Genomic DNA, 16,051 nt, shown 5'->3' with positions numbered 1-16,051 from the left:
ATTCGTTGGCGGCGGGCATTATGACGTGCGGCCTGATAATCACCAATGATAGGGGTTATCAAATACGCAGGTGTAAGCAATTGTCGCTGCTTTAACCACAAGAAGCCCCGACATCCTGCGGCAAAGTAGCAAAAGCGGCAAATTTAGATCGAGTGGTACGTCACACCGTCGATCCAGGGCAGCAGAATCTTGCCAGCCTGTTAAAATGCCCGCCCTTTTGAATAACGACTCTCTGAATTCCGTATGTCCCGACTCAATCCCCGGCAGCAAGAAGCCGTGAACTACGTCGGCGGCCCTCTATTGGTGCTCGCCGGTGCAGGTTCCGGCAAGACCAGCGTGATCACCCGCAAGATCGCGCACCTGATCCAGAACTGTGGCATCCGCGCCCAGTACATCGTCGCCATGACCTTTACCAACAAGGCCGCGCGGGAAATGAAAGAGCGTGTCGGCACCCTGCTCAAGGGTGGCGAAGGCCGTGGCCTCACGGTGTGTACCTTCCACAACCTGGGCCTGAACATCATCCGCAAGGAGCATGTGCGGCTGGGCTACAAGCCGGGCTTCTCGATCTTCGACGAGACCGACGTCAAGGCCCTGATGACCGACATCATGCAGAAGGAATACGCAGGCGACGACGGCGTCGACGAGATCAAGAACATGATCGGCGCCTGGAAAAACGACCTGATCCTGCCGCCCGAAGCCCTGGAAAACGCGCGCAACCCCAAGGAACAGACCGCGGCCATTGTCTACACCCACTACCAGCGCACGCTCAAGGCGTTCAACGCGGTGGACTTCGACGACCTGATCCTGCTGCCGGTGAAGCTGTTCCAGGAACACGCCGACATCCTCGAAAAGTGGCAGAACAAGGTGCGTTACCTGCTGGTGGACGAATACCAGGACACCAACGCCAGCCAATACCTGCTGGTGAAGTTGCTGATCGGTACGCGCAACCAGTTCACCGTGGTGGGCGACGACGACCAGTCGATCTACGCCTGGCGCGGCGCCCGCCCGGAAAACCTGATGCTGCTCAAGGACGACTACCCGTCCCTGAAAGTGGTGATGCTGGAGCAGAACTACCGCTCAACCAGCCGCATCCTGCGTTGCGCCAACGTGCTGATCTCGAACAACCCCCACGAGTTTGAAAAACAACTGTGGAGCGAGATGGGCCACGGCGATGAGATCCGCGTGATCCGCTGCCGCAACGAAGACGCCGAAGCCGAGCGCGTGGCGGTGGAAATCCTCAGCCTGCACCTGCGCACCGACCGCCCCTACAGCGACTTCGCGATCCTGTATCGCGGCAACTACCAGGCCAAGCTGATCGAGCTGAAATTGCAGCACCACCAAGTCCCGTATCGGCTGTCAGGTGGCAACAGCTTTTTCGGACGCCAGGAAGTGAAGGACCTGATGGCCTACTTCCGCCTGATCGTGAACCCGGACGACGACAACGCCTTCCTGCGCGTGATCAACGTGCCGCGCCGCGAGATTGGTTCCACCACCCTGGAAAAGCTCGGCAACTACGCCACCGAACGCAAGATCTCGATGTACGCCGCCACCGATGAAATCGGCCTGGGCGAACACCTGGACACGCGTTTCACCGATCGCCTGTCGCGCTTCAAGCGCTTCATGGACAAGGTACGTGAGCAGTGCGCCGGCGAAGACCCGATCAGCGCCCTGCGCAGCATGGTCATGGACATCGACTATGAAAACTGGCTGCGCACCAACAGTTCCAGCGACAAGGCCGCGGATTACCGCATGGGCAACGTCTGGTTCCTGATCGAAGCGTTGAAGAACACCCTGGAAAAAGACGAAGACGGCGAAATGACCGTCGAGGACGCCATCGGCAAGCTGGTGCTGCGCGACATGCTCGAGCGCCAGCAGGAAGAGGAAGACGGCGCCGAAGGTGTACAGATGATGACCTTGCATGCGTCCAAGGGCCTGGAATTTCCCTACGTGTTCATCATGGGCATGGAAGAGGAAATCCTCCCGCACCGCTCCAGCATCGAGGCCGACACCATCGAGGAAGAACGGCGCCTGGCCTACGTGGGCATTACCCGCGCACGTCAGACACTGGCCTTCACCTTTGCCGCCAAGCGCAAGCAATACGGCGAAATCATCGATTGTGCCCCCAGCCGTTTCCTGGACGAGCTGCCGCCGGATGACCTGGCCTGGGAAGGCAATGACGACACCCCGACCGAGGTGAAAGCCGTTCGCGGCAACACCGCCCTGGCGGATATACGCGCGATGTTAAAGCGCTAGAATCGACTACTTTTTAATCTACTTTCGGCGCACAACCCGCCATTAGAGGAAGCTTTCCGTGGAAGCACTGCACAAGAAAATTCGCGAAGAAGGCATCGTGCTTTCCGATCAGGTACTCAAGGTCGACGCCTTTCTGAATCACCAGATCGACCCGGCGCTGATGAAGCTGATCGGCGACGAATTCGCCGCACGGTTCAAGGACTCGGGCATCACCAAGATCGTCACCATCGAAGCGTCGGGCATCGCACCGGCGATCATGACCGGCCTGAACCTCGGCGTGCCGGTGATTTTCGCCCGCAAGCAGCAGTCCCTGACCCTGACCGAAAACCTGCTGTCGGCGACGGTGTATTCCTTCACCAAGAAAGTCGAAAGCACCGTGGCGATCTCGCCGCGCCACCTGACCAGCAGCGACCGCGTACTGGTGATCGATGACTTCCTGGCCAACGGCAAGGCATCCCAAGCGCTGATTTCGATCATCAAACAGGCCGGTGCGACCGTTGCCGGCTTGGGGATTGTGATCGAGAAGTCGTTCCAGGGTGGTCGTGCGGAGTTGGATGCGCAGGGTTATCGGGTCGAGTCGCTGGCGCGGGTGAAGTCGCTGGAAGGTGGCGTGGTTACCTTCATCGAGTAATCGTTACCTGCACGCGGTTAAACAGGTGGGAGGGGCTTGCCCCCTCCCACCTGTTGACCTGTGTTGGTTTTAGTGTGCGGTTGCTTGTAAGCCAGCGAGCAATAGGCGCTGATAGAGATCCTCCTTCAACCCCTCCGGCGAATCCAACCCCATCCGCTTCAGATGCTCGGGAAACGCCTGGGGCTCCGGTGCATCCAGCGCCGCCTTGCCCAACTCCAGAATCTCCGTCAGCTTGAATTTGCTCTTGAGCCAGTTCAAGGCGCGCAACAGGTCTCGCTCTTCATCCGTGAAGTCGCTGCCCAGCGGATATTCCGGGAACAAACGCCGATGCCGCGCCTGGATACCTTGAAGCCGCTCCGGCGTGTTGTCGCCAAAGCGCGGATCGAGCTGGAAATCCTTGGGCAACTTGCCGGCCTTTTGCGCCTGCTCGATCAAGTCGGCCTGGAAGCGTGAGTCGGTGATGTTGAGCAACGTCTCGATCACCTTGGCATCCGTCTGCCCACGCAGGTCGGCAATACCGTACTCCGTGATGACGATGTCCCTCAGGTGGCGGGGAATGGTGCAATGCCCATACTCCCAGACGATATTGGAACTGACCTCCCCCGCCGACTCACGCCAGCTGCGCAGGATCAGGATCGAGCGCGCGCCCTCCAGCGCATGCCCCTGAGCCACAAAGTTGTATTGCCCGCCTACGCCGCTGAGCACGCGACCGTCCTCCAACTGGTCGGCCACGCCTGCGCCCAGCAACGTTACCGTGATCGCACTGTTGATAAACCGTGCCTCCTGGCGCTGCAGGCGCTTGAGTTCTTCCTGGCCGTACAGCTCGTTGATGTAGCTGATGCGGGTCATGTTGAATTCCAGGCGCTTGGCGTGGGTCATCTCCTGCAAACGCTGGTAAAAACTGCGCGGCCCGAGGAAGAACCCGCCGTGGATCGAAACGCCATCGGGTTGTGCCGCATCGTCCAGCAAACCGGCGTTGGCTTGTTCCTGGGTGGCCACATCCGGGTAGACCTTGCGCCGGATAATCCCCGCATCCGCCAGCACCAGCAGGCCGTTGACGAACATTTCGCTGCAACCGTAAAGGCCACGGGCGAAAGGATCGACACCGCCTTCACGGCTGATCAGCGGGGCCCACTGGTATACATCGATGTCCGTCAGCAGCAGTCGATAGGCTTCGTTGTCCGCCTGGCGCGCCAGCAACGCGGCGGTCAGCGCATCGCCCATAGAGCCGATGCCGATCTGCAAGGTGCCCCCGTCGCGTACCAGGGTGCTGGCATGCAAGCCGATGAAATGGTCCTGGAACCCCACCGGCATGTTCGGTGTGGAGAACAGTGTGGTGCTGTCCTTTGCATCGATCAGGTAGTCGAACGCGTCCATGCCCAACTCGGAATCGCCCGGCATGTACGGCAACTCGGTGTGAACCTGGCCAACGATCAAGACGGCTTCCCCCGCTTCACGACGCTTGGCGATCATCGGCAGCAGGTCGAGGGTGATGTCGGGGTTGCAGCTCAGGCTCAGGCGATCCGGGTGTTCGGCGCTGCTCGCGACCAACTGCGCCACCAGGTTCAGGCCGGCGGCGTTGATGTCGCGGGCGGCATGGCTGTAGTTGCTGCTGACATAGTCCTGCTGGGCCGAAGTGCTATGAAGCAGGCTGCCGGGCTGCATGAAGAACTGCTGCACATGGATATTCTTCGGCAGGCCGTCTGAGTGCAGTGCGGCGAGAAACTCCAACTCTGGGTAATCACCAAACACCCGCTCGATAAAGGGTTCGAGAAAGCGCTTCTGCAAGCCATCGCCCAAGGTCGGGCGGCCCAGGCTCAGCGCGGTGTAAATCGTCAGCGCCCGCTCCGGCAGCTTGGCGATACGCCGGTACAGTGCATTGGCAAACAGGTTGGGCTTGCCCAGCCCCAGGGGCATGCCCATGTGGATATGCGCCGGTAGCCGCGCGAGTACGTCGTCAACTGCTTGCTCGATTGAACACAACTGCACCATCCGACCCTCCTGAACATTCCATGATTAGGGGTTGGACAGAGAATGGCGGGGCTTTGCTGCAAAGAACAGCCTCGAAACACACATCACACCCACAAAAAAGCCGCTCGTAAGCGGCATTTTTGACGAAGATCGGCGGTTACAGGCCGGACATCTTCTTGATCGCGCCCTTCAGGTCATCATCCGAGCAATCCGCACAGGTGCCTTTTGGCGGCATGGCGTTGATACCGGTGATGGCCTTGGCCAGGATGCCATCAAGGCCGCCCTGGTGGTCGGCGCGTTCTTTCCAGGCAGCGGTGTCGCCGATTTTCGGCGCGCCCAGCAGCCCGGTACCGTGGCATGCGTTGCAGTGCTTGGCGATGATGTCGTCGGGCGTCTTCGCAGCGCCCCCGCCCGCAGCTACCGCCACTTCCATGCCCTTGCACTCCTGGCCCTGGACGCAGACTTGGCCGACCGGCTCCAGGCGCTTGGCAATGTCATCATTGGTCGCAGCTTGAGCGCTGACAGCCCATAGGGCCAGTACGGTTGCTGGTGCAGCCAGCATTTTCATAATTAGATTCACGCGTTCACCCTCAATGGTGGCTATTCACGCCTGCGGCCACGGTTTCGCAGGCGGCGAAAGTATAACGGTTAGCCCGTCCGGCCGAAACAACCCTATTAAACAAAGGGAGATTCAGTCTCGCGGAATGCTGCTCGGGAGCCTCTGCAACGCTGGCAGGACGCCTCTTTTGTTAAAAATTCGCGGGTGTGGCTGCGCTGATTAGTCGCGCCGGCACATCGAACGGATTACGGAAACGATGGGGCTTGGTGCTTTCAAAGTAGTAGCTATCGCCGGCTTCGAGCACAAAAGTTTCAAGACCAACCACCAACTCCAAACGGCCTTCCACCAGAATCCCGGTTTCCTCGCCCTCGTGGGTGAGCATTTCTTCGCCTGTATCGGCGCCAGGCGGGTAGATTTCATTGAGAAACGCAATTGCCCGGCTCGGGTGCGCACGGCCCACCAGCTTCATGGTGACGGCGCCGTCGGAGATGTCGATCAGCTCATTGGCTTTATAGACGATCTGCGTCGGTATTTCCTGGAGGATCTCCTCGGAAAAGAACTCGACCATGGACATGGGGATGCCGCCCAGCACCTTGCGCAAGGAACTGATCGAGGGGCTGACGCTGTTTTTTTCGATCATCGAAATGGTGCTGTTGGTGACACCCGCGCGCTTGGCGAGCTCACGCTGGGAAAGACCCTTCAGCTTACGGATGGATTGCAGTCGTTCGCCGACGTCCAATGCGGGAGCCTCCTAGGATTCAGGCGTTGTTGTAATTGAGCGTTATCATGGCGACAGCGTTCAGTATTTACAACACTTGGGCCTAAATCCCAGGGAGCTGTGTTCGTCTCTGTCGCTCAAGCGCCGGAATAGAGCCTTGGCACACGACGCAGGTTGCAGAAGATCTGGTACGGGATGGTCTCGGCGGCGGCGGCGACGTCACTGGCGAGGATATTTTTGCCCCACAGCTCCACCGTGGAACCAAGACCCGCTTCGGGGACGTCCGTCAGGTCGATGCACAGCATGTCCATGGACACGCGACCCAGCAATTGGCTGCGCTGCCCCGCCACCAGCACCGGCGTGCCGGTGGGCGCATGGCGCGGGTAGCCGTCGGCATAGCCCATGGCAACCACGCCGATACGCATCGGTTTGGGCGTGATGAACCGGGCGCCGTAGCCTACCGGCTCGCCGGCTGGCAGTTCACGCACACAGATCACTTTCGACTCCAGGGTCATCACCGGCTGCAAACGCGCGGCCAAGGCCTGGTCCTCACCAAACGGTGTGGCGCCATACAGCATGATGCCCGGGCGTACCCAGTCGCTGGATACGCTCGGCCAGCCCAGCACCGACGGCGAGTTGCGCAGGCTGACCTCAGCCACCAGGCCCTGGCGCGCCGCATCGAACACCGCCACTTGCTCGTTGCTGCTGACGCAATCGAGTTCATCGGCGCGGGCAAAATGGCTCATCAACACAATCTTCGCGACTTTGCCGCTGGCCAGCAGGCGCTGGTAAGCCACGTGGTAATCCTTGGGATGCAGGCCAACGCGGTGCATCCCCGAATCGAGCTTGAGCCAGATGGTCAGCGGAGCGCTCAACCGGGCCTGTTCGATGGCCTCCAGTTGCCACAGCGAATGCACCACGCACCAGAAATCATGCTCGACGATCAGCGGCAGCTCGTCAGCTTCGAAAAAACCTTCCAGCAGCAGCACTGGCGCGCGAATACCAGCGGCGCGCAACTCCAGCGCCTCCTCGATGCACGCCACGGCAAACCCGTCGGCCTCGGCTTCCAGCGCCTGGGCAACGCGTACGGCACCATGGCCGTAGGCGTCGGCCTTGACCACGGCGAGGGCCTTGGCCCCCGTGACTTCACGGGCCAGTTGGTAGTTGTGGCGCAGGGCTTGGAGGTCGATCAGGGCACGGGCAGGACGCATGGCGGCAGGCTTCTAGGCGGCAAAGTGGAGAAAAAACCGGCGCCGACCAACAGCGTCAGCACCGGGAGAGGGATCGTTGTTTAAGGCAGCGCGGCCACGACGGACAGCTCTACCAGGATTTCCGGTTCGCACAGCTTGGCCTCAACCGTGGCGCGGGCCGGGGCGACGCCTTTGGGCAGCCACTTGTCCCACACCGCGTTCATACCGGCGAAATCGGCGTCGATGTCCTTCAGGTAGATCGTCACCGACAGCAGCTTGGTTTTGTCGGTACCGGCCAGGTCCAGCAAACGTTCGATATTGGCCAGGGTTTCACGGGTCTGCTGTTCGATCCCGGCGTTCATGTCGTCACCGACTTGCCCGGCCAGATACACGGTACCGCTGTGAACGACGATCTGGCTCATGCGCTCATTGGTGAGCTGGCGCTGGATTGACATGTTTTGAGGACTCCTGGTGGTTGCCATAACGGGAAATATCGAGGCCTTCGGCGCTGATCTGCGGCGTTTTCTTCGCCATCAGGTCGGCCAACAGGCGACCGGAGCCGCACGCCATGGTCCAACCGAGGGTGCCATGGCCGGTGTTGAGGAACAGGTTCTTGAACGGCGTGGCACCGACAATCGGCGTGCCGTCGGGTGTGGTCGGGCGCAAGCCGGTCCAGAACGTGGCTTCGGCCAGATCGCCGCCCTGAGGATAAAGGTCGTTGACGATCATCTCCAGGGTTTCACGCCGACGCGGGTTGAGCGACAGGTCAAAACCGGCTATTTCAGCCATGCCGCCGACGCGGATGCGGTTGTCGAAGCGGGTGATGGCGACCTTGTAGGTCTCGTCGAGAATGGTCGACGTCGGCGCCATCGCCGGGTTGGTAATCGGCACGGTCAGCGAGTAGCCCTTGAGCGGGTACACCGGCGCCTTGATCCCCAGCGGCTTGAGCAGCTTCGGCGAGTAGCTGCCGAGGGCCAGCACGTAGCGGTCGGCGGTTTCCAGCTTGCCGTCGATCCACACGCCGTTGATGCGGTCGCCGGCGTAGTCGAGGCGCTGGATGTCCTGTTCGAAGCGAAACTCCACACCCAACTGCTTGCACATGTCGGCCAGGCGGGTGGTGAACATCTGGCAGTCGCCGGTCTGGTCGTTAGGCAGGCGCAGGGCACCGGCGAGGATATCGGTGACGCTGGCCAGGGCTGGCTCAACACGGGCGATACCGGCGCGGTCGAGCAGTTCGAACGGCACGCCGGACTCTTTCAACACGGCGATGTCTTTGGCGGCGCCATCCAACTGGGCCTGGGTACGGAACAACTGGGTAGTCCCGAGGCTGCGGCCTTCGTAGGCGATGCCGGTTTCAGCACGCAGCTCATCAAGGCAGTCACGGCTGTACTCGGACAGGCGCACCATGCGCTCCTTGTTCACCGCATAACGGCTGGCGGTGCAGTTGCGCAGCATCTGCGCCATCCACAGGTATTGGTCAATATCCGCCGTGGCCTTGATCGCCAACGGCGCGTGGCGTTGCAGCAACCACTTGATGGCCTTGAGCGGCACGCCCGGCGCGGCCCATGGCGAAGCGTAGCCAGGGGACACCTGGCCGGCGTTGGCGAAACTGGTTTCCATGGCAGCAGCCGGCTGACGGTCGACCACAACCACTTCAAAGCCGGCCCGCGCCAAATAGTAGGCACTGGTCACACCAATGACGCCGCTACCCAAGACCAGAACGCGCATTTTTATACCCTCATCGCGGGCTTGGCCGCTGACGTGTGTTATTCGAGCAATGATGGGCGCAGTATAAAAAGCAATCGCCAGTGCATTTCACTATATAAATGCCTATATTTGGCGACAATTCTCGGCAAAAACCCTTTTCACAGAGGCGTATCCCCTATGCGTACCAACACCCAGACCAAGCGGGAGCTGGACAAGATCGACCGCAACATCCTGCGCATCCTGCAAACCGACGGGCGAATTTCGTTCACAGAGCTGGGGGAAAAGGTCGGGCTCTCCACCACGCCGTGTACCGAGCGGGTGCGACGGCTGGAGCGCGAGGGGATCATCATGGGTTACAACGCGCGGCTCAATCCCCAGCATTTGAAGGGAAGTTTGCTGGTATTTGTCGAGATCAGCCTCGATTACAAATCCGGCGACACCTTTGAAGAGTTCCGCCGCGCCGTGCTGAAACTGCCCCATGTGCTGGAGTGCCACCTGGTCTCGGGCGACTTCGACTACCTGGTGAAAGCGCGGATTTCCGAGATGGCCTCGTACCGCAAATTGCTCGGCGACATCCTGCTCAAGTTGCCCCATGTGCGGGAATCGAAGAGCTATATCGTGATGGAAGAGGTCAAGGAGAGCCTCAACCTGCCTATTCCCGATTAAACCAGCACCTGCCGAGTGCTCGCCATGTATTCATGGATCTGCTTTTCCACCCGTGGATGAATCAGCTCTACGGGCCCCCGCCCATTGGGGCATGGCAAGGTCTTCGTGGTGCCGAACAGCCGACAGATCAGCGGCCGCTCGTCATACACGGTGCAGCCGTGGGGGCCCAGGTGCACACAGTTCAGCTCGTCCATCGCGGCGTCCTGCTCGGCAGCGGTCTTGCGTGGCAGGCGCGACATTTCCTCGGGCGAAGTGGTGACCGGCCCACAGCAGTCGTGGCAGCCGGGGACGCACTCGAACGAAGGAATCTGACGGCGCAGCGCGCTGATTTTCTGACTGTTGCAACTCATCGAAACAGGTACCGAACGGCGAATAGAGGTGGATTCTGAAGCAAAACGCCCTGCGCAGACAGCTTCGTCCGACCGCTGTATCCTGCGTCAAATTTTCCAAACAGGGATGCTCCCCATGACTGCCAGCGCCCGGCACACCGCTTCCTACTACGCCGCCAGCAGCGTGCCGCAACCCGATTACCCGGCGTTGACGGGCGAAGTAGGCGCGGACGTGTGCGTGATCGGCGGCGGTTTCTCCGGCCTCAACACGGCCCTGGAGCTGGCTGAGCGCGGCTTCAGCGTGGTGCTGCTGGAGGCGCGCAAGATCGCCTGGGGTGCCAGCGGGCGCAATGGCGGCCAGTTGATTCGCGGCGTCGGTCACGGCCTGGAGCAGTTCACCAACGTGATCGGCACCGATGGCGTGCGCCAGATGAAGCTGATGGGCCTGGAAGCCGTGGAGATCGTGCGTGAACGTGTCGAACGCTACCAGATCCCCTGCGACCTGACCTGGGGCTACTGCGACCTGGCCAACAAGCCTCGCGACCTGCAAGGCCTTGCCGAAGACGCCGAAGAACTGCGCAGCCTGGACTATCGCCACGAAGTGCGCCTGCTGCAAGCGAGCGACATGGGCAGCGTCATCGGCTCCGACCGCTATGTGGGCGGCATGATCGACATGGGTTCCGGCCACCTGCATCCATTGAACCTGGCTCTCGGCGAAGCCGCCGCCGCGCAGCAATGGGGTGTGAAGTTGTTCGAACAGTCGCAAGTGACGCGCATCGACTACGGCCCCGAGGTCAAGGTGCACACCGCCCAAGGCACTGTGCGCGCCAAGACCCTGGTACTGGCTTGCAATGCCTACCTCAATGGACTGAATCCGCAGTTGAGCGGCAAGGTGCTGCCCGCCGGCAGCTACATCATCGCCACCGAGCCCTTGAGCCAGGCGCAAGCCGCCAACCTGCTACCGCAGAACATGGCCGTGTGTGACCAGCGCGTGACGGTGGATTACTTCCGGCTGTCCGCCGACCGTCGCCTGTTATTCGGCGGCGCCTGCCACTACTCCGGACGCGACCCCAAGGACATCGGTGCCTACATGCGGCCAAAGATGCTGCAGGTGTTCCCACAGCTGGCCGACGTGAAGATCGATTACCAATGGGGCGGCATGATCGGCATCGGCGCCAACCGCCTGCCGCAGATCGGCCGCCTGGCGGACCAGCCCAATGTGTATTACGCCCAGGCCTACGCAGGCCACGGCCTCAACGCCACGCACCTGGCGGGCAAGCTGCTGGCCGAAGCCATCAGTGGCCAGCAGCAGGGACGTTTCGACCTGTTCGCCCAGGTGCCGCATATCACCTTCCCCGGCGGCAAGCACCTGCGCTCGCCGCTGCTGGCCTTGGGAATGCTCTGGCACCGCCTCAAAGAGCTGGTCTGATCAATCGCGCCAAAAGGGTTTCAAGCCTTCCTGGCGTGCCTGCTCTGCGCTCAACCCCACGTCGCGCAATTGCTCGCCGGTCAAGTGCAGCAAGGCCTTGCGTGTATGGCGGCGGTGCCAGAACAGGCTCCAGCGGCTGATCTCGCGCGGCGACGTCGCCCGCTCTTGCCCAGCCTGCAATTCCTGACTGTGTAACGTCAGCCGCACATCACTCATGCCGTTCATTTTGCTGCCCCTCATTTGCCTGTTGCCATGAGTGGCTAGAATGAGCGAGCAGGCAAAACCATTACAGATTCAACCAACCTTTATTAAATCCATACAGATACTGCCCGTGCGCGGCTGAATCCTGTATTTTCCCCTTATCTGTACTGGTCACCTGGAGCGACCGCCATGACGCTTTACGTCAACCTCGCCGAATTGCTGGGCACGCGTATCGAACAGGGGTTCTATCGCCCTGGCGATCGACTGCCGTCCGTACGCGCCTTGAGCGTGGAGCACGGGGTCAGCCTGAGCACCGTGCAGCAGGCGTATCGATTGCTGGAAGACAACGGCCTGGCGATGCCCAAGCCCAAGTCCGGCTACTTTGTACCGGTAGGTCGGGAGTTGCCGGCACTGCCGGAGGTCGGCCGCCCGGCCCAGCGTCCGGTGGAAATATCGCAGTGGGACCAGGTGCTGGAATTGATTCGCGCAGTCCCGCGAAAAGACGTCATACAGATGGGCCGCGGCATGCCGGATGTATTGTCACCCACCCTCAAACCCCTGCTGCGCAGCCTGGCCCGCGTCAGCCGGCGCCAGGATCTGCCGGGGCTGTATTACGACAATATTCTCGGCTGTATGGAACTGCGCGAGCAAATCGCCCGGCTGTCATTGGATTCCGGCTGCCAACTGACGGCCGAGGACATCGTGATTACCACCGGCTGCCACGAGGCGCTGTCCGCCAGCATCCACGCCATCTGCGAGCCGGGCGATATCGTCGCGGTGGACTCGCCCAGCTTCCACGGGGCCATGCAGACCCTCAAGGGCCTGGGCATGAAAGCCCTGGAAATCCCCACCGACCCGATCACCGGCATCAGCCTCGAAGCCCTGGAACTGGCACTGGAACAGTGGCCGATCAAGGTCATCCAGCTGACCCCCAACTGCAATAACCCGCTGGGCTACATCATGCCGGAAGCGCGCAAACGCGCATTGCTGACCCTGGCCCAGCGCTTTGACGTCGCGATCATCGAGGACGATGTGTATGGCGAACTGGCCTACAGCTACCCACGCCCGCGCACCATCAAATCCTTCGACGAAGACGGTCGTGTGCTGCTGTGCAGTTCGTTCTCCAAGACCCTGGCGCCAGGCCTGCGCATTGGCTGGGTGGCTCCGGGCCGGTACCTGGAGCGGGTACTGCACATGAAGTACATCAGCACCGGCTCCACCGCCACGCAGCCGCAGATCGCAATTGCCGAGTTTCTCAAAGGGGGTCATTTCGAACCGCATTTGCGACGAATGCGCACGCAATACCAGCGTAATCGCGACCTGATGCTCGACTGGGTCAGCCGCTACTTCCCGGCCGGCACCCGCGCCAGCCGCCCACAGGGCAGTTTCATGCTGTGGGTAGAACTGCCGGAAGGTTTCGACACCCTCAAGCTCAACCGCGCACTGGTTGAACAAGGCGTACAGGTGGCTGTGGGAAGCATCTTTTCCGCGTCGGGCAAGTACCGTAACTGCCTGCGCATGAACTACGCTGCCAAGCCCACCGCCCAGATTGAAGAGGCCGTGCGCAAAGTCGGCGCTGCCGCGATCAAGATGCTGGCCGAAACGGTGGACTGACCTTTCGCGAGAAATCGCCGTCATATGTCGACAACCGCCCTGACCTGGACACGACTCCCTTGATGATTCGACGGCTTTTACCGTTTTTCCTGCTGGGAGCCCTGGTCCTGAGCGGCTGCGCCACGGTGAGTACCCCGCGCATACCCAGCGACGCCCTGCCGGCCGCCCAGTCGTCGTTCGGCCGCTCGATCCAGGCCCAGGCCGCGCCCTACCAGGGCCGCTCAGGTTTTCGCCTGCTGCCCAACAGCAGTGAAGCCTTCATGGCCCGCGCCGAGCTGATCCGCAATGCCCAGACCAGCCTTGACCTGCAGTACTACATCGTCCACGACGGCATCAGCACGCGGATGCTGGTGGATGAACTGCTCAAGGCCGCCGACCGTGGCGTGCGCGTGCGCATCCTGCTGGATGACACCACCAGCGACGGCCTCGACCAGATCATCGCCACCCTCGCCGCCCACCCCAAGATCGAGATTCGCCTGTTCAACCCCCTGCACCTGGGACGCAGCACCGGTGTGACGCGCGCCATGGGCCGCCTGTTCAACCTGTCGCTGCAACACCGGCGCATGCACAACAAGCTGTGGCTGGCGGACAACAGCGTGGCCATCGTCGGTGGGCGCAACCTGGGGGATGAGTATTTCGACGCCGAGCCCAACCTGAACTTCACCGATATCGACATGCTCAGCGTCGGGCCGGTGGCCGAGCAACTCGGGCACAGTTTCGATCAGTACTGGAACAGCGCCCTGAGCAAACCCATTGATGATTTTGTCTCCAATACGCCCTCCAAAGGTGACCTGGCCGCCGCGCGCCTGGGCCTGGAGGCGTCGCTGGCCGAGTCGCGCCAGCAGAAGCACGCGCTGTATGCGCGCCTGCGCACCTATCAGACCCAGCCGCGCATGGACATCTGGCGCCGCGAACTGATCTGGGCCTGGAACCAGGCGCTGTGGGACGCACCCAGCAAGGTGCTGTCCAAGGCCGACCCGGACCCGCACCTGCTGCTGACCACGCAACTGGCCCCGGAGCTGGAAGGCGTCAACCATGAACTGATGATGATCTCGGCGTACTTCGTGCCGGGACAGCCCGGGCTGGTGTACCTGACGGGGCGCGCCGACGCGGGCGTATCGGTGAGCTTGTTGACCAACTCCCTCGAAGCCACCGACGTGCCTGCCGTACATGGCGGCTATGCACCGTACCGCAAGGCGCTGCTGGAGCATGGGGTAAAACTCTACGAGCTGCGCCGCCAACCGGGTGACGGCGGCGGCAGCGGCCCGCACCTGTTTCGTCGAGGCACGTTCCGCGGCTCGGACTCGAGCCTGCACAGCAAGGCGATGATCTTTGATCGGCAAAAATCGTTTGTCGGTTCCTTCAATTTCGACCCGCGCTCCGTGCTGTGGAACACCGAGGTCGGCGTGCTGGTGGACAGCCCCGAGCTGGCGGAACACGTGCGCAATCTCGCCCTGCAAGGCATGGCGCCGGCCCTGAGCTACGAGGCGAAACTGCAGGACGGCAACGTGGTATGGGTGACCGAGGACAACGGCCAACTGCACACCCTGACCCGCGAGCCGGGCAGTTGGTGGCGACGGTTCAATGCCTGGTTCGCCACCTCGGTCGGCCTGGAGCGCATGCTCTAGGAACAGCGAGGATCAAGCGGGCTGAGCAGCACCAAACGCGCCTTGGCGCAGCAACAGCACCACCAAACCCAAGGCCCCGGCCGCCATCAGCAACGGCAGCGCGTGCCCGCTGATCCATTGGCTGCCGGCGCCGGCTACCAGCGGGCCGATCAGGCAACCGATGCCCCACAACTGCGCGATGTGGGCATTGGCACGCACCAGCGCATCGTCACGATAACGCTCGCCGATCAGGATCAGCGACAACGTGAACAACCCGCCGGCACTGGCGCCGAACAGCACCCATATTGGCCAGATCAGCAGCGTGTGCATCAGCAACGGAACCGCCAGGCTCGATGCCAGCAACAGCAGCGCGCAACTCAAAAATAGCGTGCGTCGTGGCAGATAATCCGCCAGCGCACCGATGGGCAGTTGCAGCAGCGCGTCACCGACCACCACCGTGCTGACCATCGCCAGGGCAATTTCGGCAGTGAAGCCCTGTTGCAGGCAATACACCGGCAGCAGCGTCAGGATCATCGCCTCAAACGCGGCGAACAGCGCCACCGCCCAGGCAATCGCCGGCAGGCTCAGGCAGAAGCGCCACAGGTCCGCGAAGGTCACGCTGAACGATTCGGCACTGGGCGCACCAGAGCGACCCAGCAATGCCAGCGGAGCCACCACCAGCAGGCCAAAGCCGACCCAGAAACCATAGTCATGGCCGGTACCGATCAGGCCCAGCAGCAACGGGCCCGAGAGCTGGCTCAAGGCATAACTGCAGCCATACAGCGCCACCAGCCGGCCACGCCACTGCTCCACCACCAACTGGTTGATCCAGCTTTCACCGAGGATAAACACGATGGTCAGGATCACCCCGATCATCAGGCGCAGCACCAGCCATATCGGGTAGCTGGGCAGAATGGCCAGCAAACCGATGGATACCGCACCCGCCCACAGGCACAGACGCATGAGATTCGCGGTGCCGAGCCAGGCGGCCAGGCGGCTGGAGACCTTGGCACCGAGCAATACGCCGAAGGCCGGCATGGCGGCCATTACGCCAATCGCGAAACTGCCGTAGCCCCAGCCCTCCAGGCGCAGGGAGACCAGCGGCATGCTGACGCCCAGGGCCAGGCCGACACTGAGCACCGAGGCCAGGACGGCGAAATAGGTCGCCCAACGCAT

The 16,051-nt window shown here is 61.7% G+C and carries 15 protein-coding genes; 6 read left to right on the top strand and 9 right to left on the bottom strand.

From position 1 onward, the window contains the following. Positions 1 to 243: 243 nt before the first annotated feature. Both rep and AC07OP_RS10455 read left to right on the top strand, forming a co-directional pair. On the top strand, positions 244 to 2,253 hold the full coding sequence (gene rep, locus AC07OP_RS10460) for a DNA helicase Rep (RefSeq protein ID WP_027608306.1): 2,010 nt from the start codon (positions 244 to 246) through the stop codon (positions 2,251 to 2,253). 58 nt (positions 2,254 to 2,311) lie between these two features. Continuing rightward, positions 2,312 to 2,884 (top strand): xanthine phosphoribosyltransferase, encoded by a 573-nt coding sequence (locus AC07OP_RS10455; RefSeq protein WP_065938001.1) that lies wholly within the window; start codon positions 2,312 to 2,314, stop codon positions 2,882 to 2,884. 69 nt (positions 2,885 to 2,953) lie between these two features. Here AC07OP_RS10455 and AC07OP_RS10450 read toward each other — a convergent pair whose 3' ends face one another. The 6 genes from AC07OP_RS10450 to dadA form a co-directional block, all read right to left on the bottom strand. After that, the gene (locus tag AC07OP_RS10450) at positions 2,954 to 4,876 is read right to left on the bottom strand and encodes an acetyl-CoA hydrolase/transferase C-terminal domain-containing protein (RefSeq protein WP_495100822.1); all 1,923 of its coding nucleotides are present in this window, start codon (positions 4,874 to 4,876) and stop codon (positions 2,954 to 2,956) included. A gap of 136 nt (positions 4,877 to 5,012) precedes the next feature. Beyond that, entirely contained in the window at positions 5,013 to 5,423 is a 411-nt protein-coding gene (locus tag AC07OP_RS10445; protein WP_043293857.1) for a c-type cytochrome, read from the bottom strand. A 181-nt stretch (positions 5,424 to 5,604) separates the two neighbouring features. Next, complete coding sequence (locus AC07OP_RS10440; protein ID WP_003176893.1) at positions 5,605 to 6,153, bottom strand: cupin domain-containing protein; 549 nt, start codon at positions 6,151 to 6,153, stop codon at positions 5,605 to 5,607. A 116-nt stretch (positions 6,154 to 6,269) separates the two neighbouring features. After that, on the bottom strand, positions 6,270 to 7,343 hold the full coding sequence (alr, locus tag AC07OP_RS10435) for an alanine racemase (RefSeq protein WP_495100821.1): 1,074 nt from the start codon (positions 7,341 to 7,343) through the stop codon (positions 6,270 to 6,272). A gap of 80 nt (positions 7,344 to 7,423) precedes the next feature. Beyond that, positions 7,424 to 7,777 carry a RidA family protein gene (locus AC07OP_RS10430; RefSeq protein WP_017135862.1) on the bottom strand — a complete coding sequence of 118 codons (354 nt, stop codon included), beginning with the start codon at positions 7,775 to 7,777 and terminating at the stop codon, positions 7,424 to 7,426. After that, on the bottom strand, positions 7,749 to 9,050 hold the full coding sequence (dadA, locus tag AC07OP_RS10425; RefSeq protein ID WP_495100820.1) for a D-amino acid dehydrogenase: 1,302 nt from the start codon (positions 9,048 to 9,050) through the stop codon (positions 7,749 to 7,751). The genes AC07OP_RS10430 and dadA overlap by 29 nt, the downstream gene beginning before the upstream one ends. Before the next feature lie 156 nt (positions 9,051 to 9,206). Here dadA and AC07OP_RS10420 point away from each other — a divergent pair, with 156 nt between their 5' ends. After that, the gene (locus tag AC07OP_RS10420) at positions 9,207 to 9,695 is read left to right on the top strand and encodes an Lrp/AsnC ligand binding domain-containing protein (RefSeq protein ID WP_003176896.1); all 489 of its coding nucleotides are present in this window, start codon (positions 9,207 to 9,209) and stop codon (positions 9,693 to 9,695) included. Here the strand turns inward: AC07OP_RS10420 and AC07OP_RS10415 are convergent. Continuing rightward, on the bottom strand, positions 9,692 to 10,045 hold the full coding sequence (locus tag AC07OP_RS10415; protein WP_065926704.1) for a YkgJ family cysteine cluster protein: 354 nt from the start codon (positions 10,043 to 10,045) through the stop codon (positions 9,692 to 9,694). The genes AC07OP_RS10420 and AC07OP_RS10415 overlap by 4 nt on opposite strands. Before the next feature lie 115 nt (positions 10,046 to 10,160). Between AC07OP_RS10415 and AC07OP_RS10410 the strand changes: the two genes are divergently transcribed. After that, on the top strand, positions 10,161 to 11,453 hold the full coding sequence (locus tag AC07OP_RS10410) for an NAD(P)/FAD-dependent oxidoreductase (protein ID WP_495100819.1): 1,293 nt from the start codon (positions 10,161 to 10,163) through the stop codon (positions 11,451 to 11,453). Here AC07OP_RS10410 and AC07OP_RS10405 read toward each other — a convergent pair whose 3' ends face one another. Further along, the gene (locus tag AC07OP_RS10405) at positions 11,454 to 11,678 is read right to left on the bottom strand and encodes a DUF1127 domain-containing protein (RefSeq protein WP_092488214.1); all 225 of its coding nucleotides are present in this window, start codon (positions 11,676 to 11,678) and stop codon (positions 11,454 to 11,456) included. A gap of 165 nt (positions 11,679 to 11,843) precedes the next feature. Between AC07OP_RS10405 and AC07OP_RS10400 the strand changes: the two genes are divergently transcribed. Both AC07OP_RS10400 and AC07OP_RS10395 read left to right on the top strand, forming a co-directional pair. Further along, positions 11,844 to 13,268: an aminotransferase-like domain-containing protein gene (locus AC07OP_RS10400; protein WP_495100818.1), complete on the top strand. Its 1,425-nt coding sequence runs from the start codon at positions 11,844 to 11,846 to the stop codon at positions 13,266 to 13,268. Between the two features lie 62 nt (positions 13,269 to 13,330). Continuing rightward, complete coding sequence (locus AC07OP_RS10395; RefSeq protein ID WP_495100817.1) at positions 13,331 to 14,896, top strand: phospholipase D family protein; 1,566 nt, start codon at positions 13,331 to 13,333, stop codon at positions 14,894 to 14,896. 12 nt (positions 14,897 to 14,908) lie between these two features. Here the strand turns inward: AC07OP_RS10395 and AC07OP_RS10390 are convergent, their stop codons facing one another. Next, on the bottom strand, positions 14,909 to 16,051 hold the full coding sequence (locus AC07OP_RS10390) for an MFS transporter (RefSeq protein ID WP_495100816.1): 1,143 nt from the start codon (positions 16,049 to 16,051) through the stop codon (positions 14,909 to 14,911).

It is taken from the genome of Pseudomonas sp. GW821-FHT09D08, from assembly GCF_059416305.1.
This window is presented reverse-complemented; position numbering and strand designations above follow the sequence as displayed.

Bases quoted from the DNA above. Each gene is read 5' to 3' on its own strand.
- rep (WP_027608306.1), top strand. From the start codon at position 244: ATGTCCCGACTCAATCCCCGGCAGCAAGAAGCCGTGAACTACGTCGGC.
- AC07OP_RS10450 (WP_495100822.1), bottom strand. From the start codon at position 4,876: ATGGTGCAGTTGTGTTCAATCGAGCAAGCAGTTGACGACGTACTCGCG.
- AC07OP_RS10445 (WP_043293857.1), bottom strand. From the start codon at position 5,423: ATGAAAATGCTGGCTGCACCAGCAACCGTACTGGCCCTATGGGCTGTC.
- alr (WP_495100821.1), bottom strand. From the start codon at position 7,343: ATGCGTCCTGCCCGTGCCCTGATCGACCTCCAAGCCCTGCGCCACAAC.
- AC07OP_RS10430 (WP_017135862.1), bottom strand. From the start codon at position 7,777: ATGTCAATCCAGCGCCAGCTCACCAATGAGCGCATGAGCCAGATCGTC.
- dadA (WP_495100820.1), bottom strand. From the start codon at position 9,050: ATGCGCGTTCTGGTCTTGGGTAGCGGCGTCATTGGTGTGACCAGTGCC.
- AC07OP_RS10420 (WP_003176896.1), top strand. From the start codon at position 9,207: ATGCGTACCAACACCCAGACCAAGCGGGAGCTGGACAAGATCGACCGC.
- AC07OP_RS10415 (WP_065926704.1), bottom strand. From the start codon at position 10,045: ATGAGTTGCAACAGTCAGAAAATCAGCGCGCTGCGCCGTCAGATTCCT.
- AC07OP_RS10410 (WP_495100819.1), top strand. From the start codon at position 10,161: ATGACTGCCAGCGCCCGGCACACCGCTTCCTACTACGCCGCCAGCAGC.
- AC07OP_RS10405 (WP_092488214.1), bottom strand. From the start codon at position 11,678: ATGAACGGCATGAGTGATGTGCGGCTGACGTTACACAGTCAGGAATTG.
- AC07OP_RS10400 (WP_495100818.1), top strand. From the start codon at position 11,844: ATGACGCTTTACGTCAACCTCGCCGAATTGCTGGGCACGCGTATCGAA.
- AC07OP_RS10395 (WP_495100817.1), top strand. From the start codon at position 13,331: ATGATTCGACGGCTTTTACCGTTTTTCCTGCTGGGAGCCCTGGTCCTG.
- AC07OP_RS10390 (WP_495100816.1), bottom strand. From the start codon at position 16,051: ATGCGTTGGGCGACCTATTTCGCCGTCCTGGCCTCGGTGCTCAGTGTC.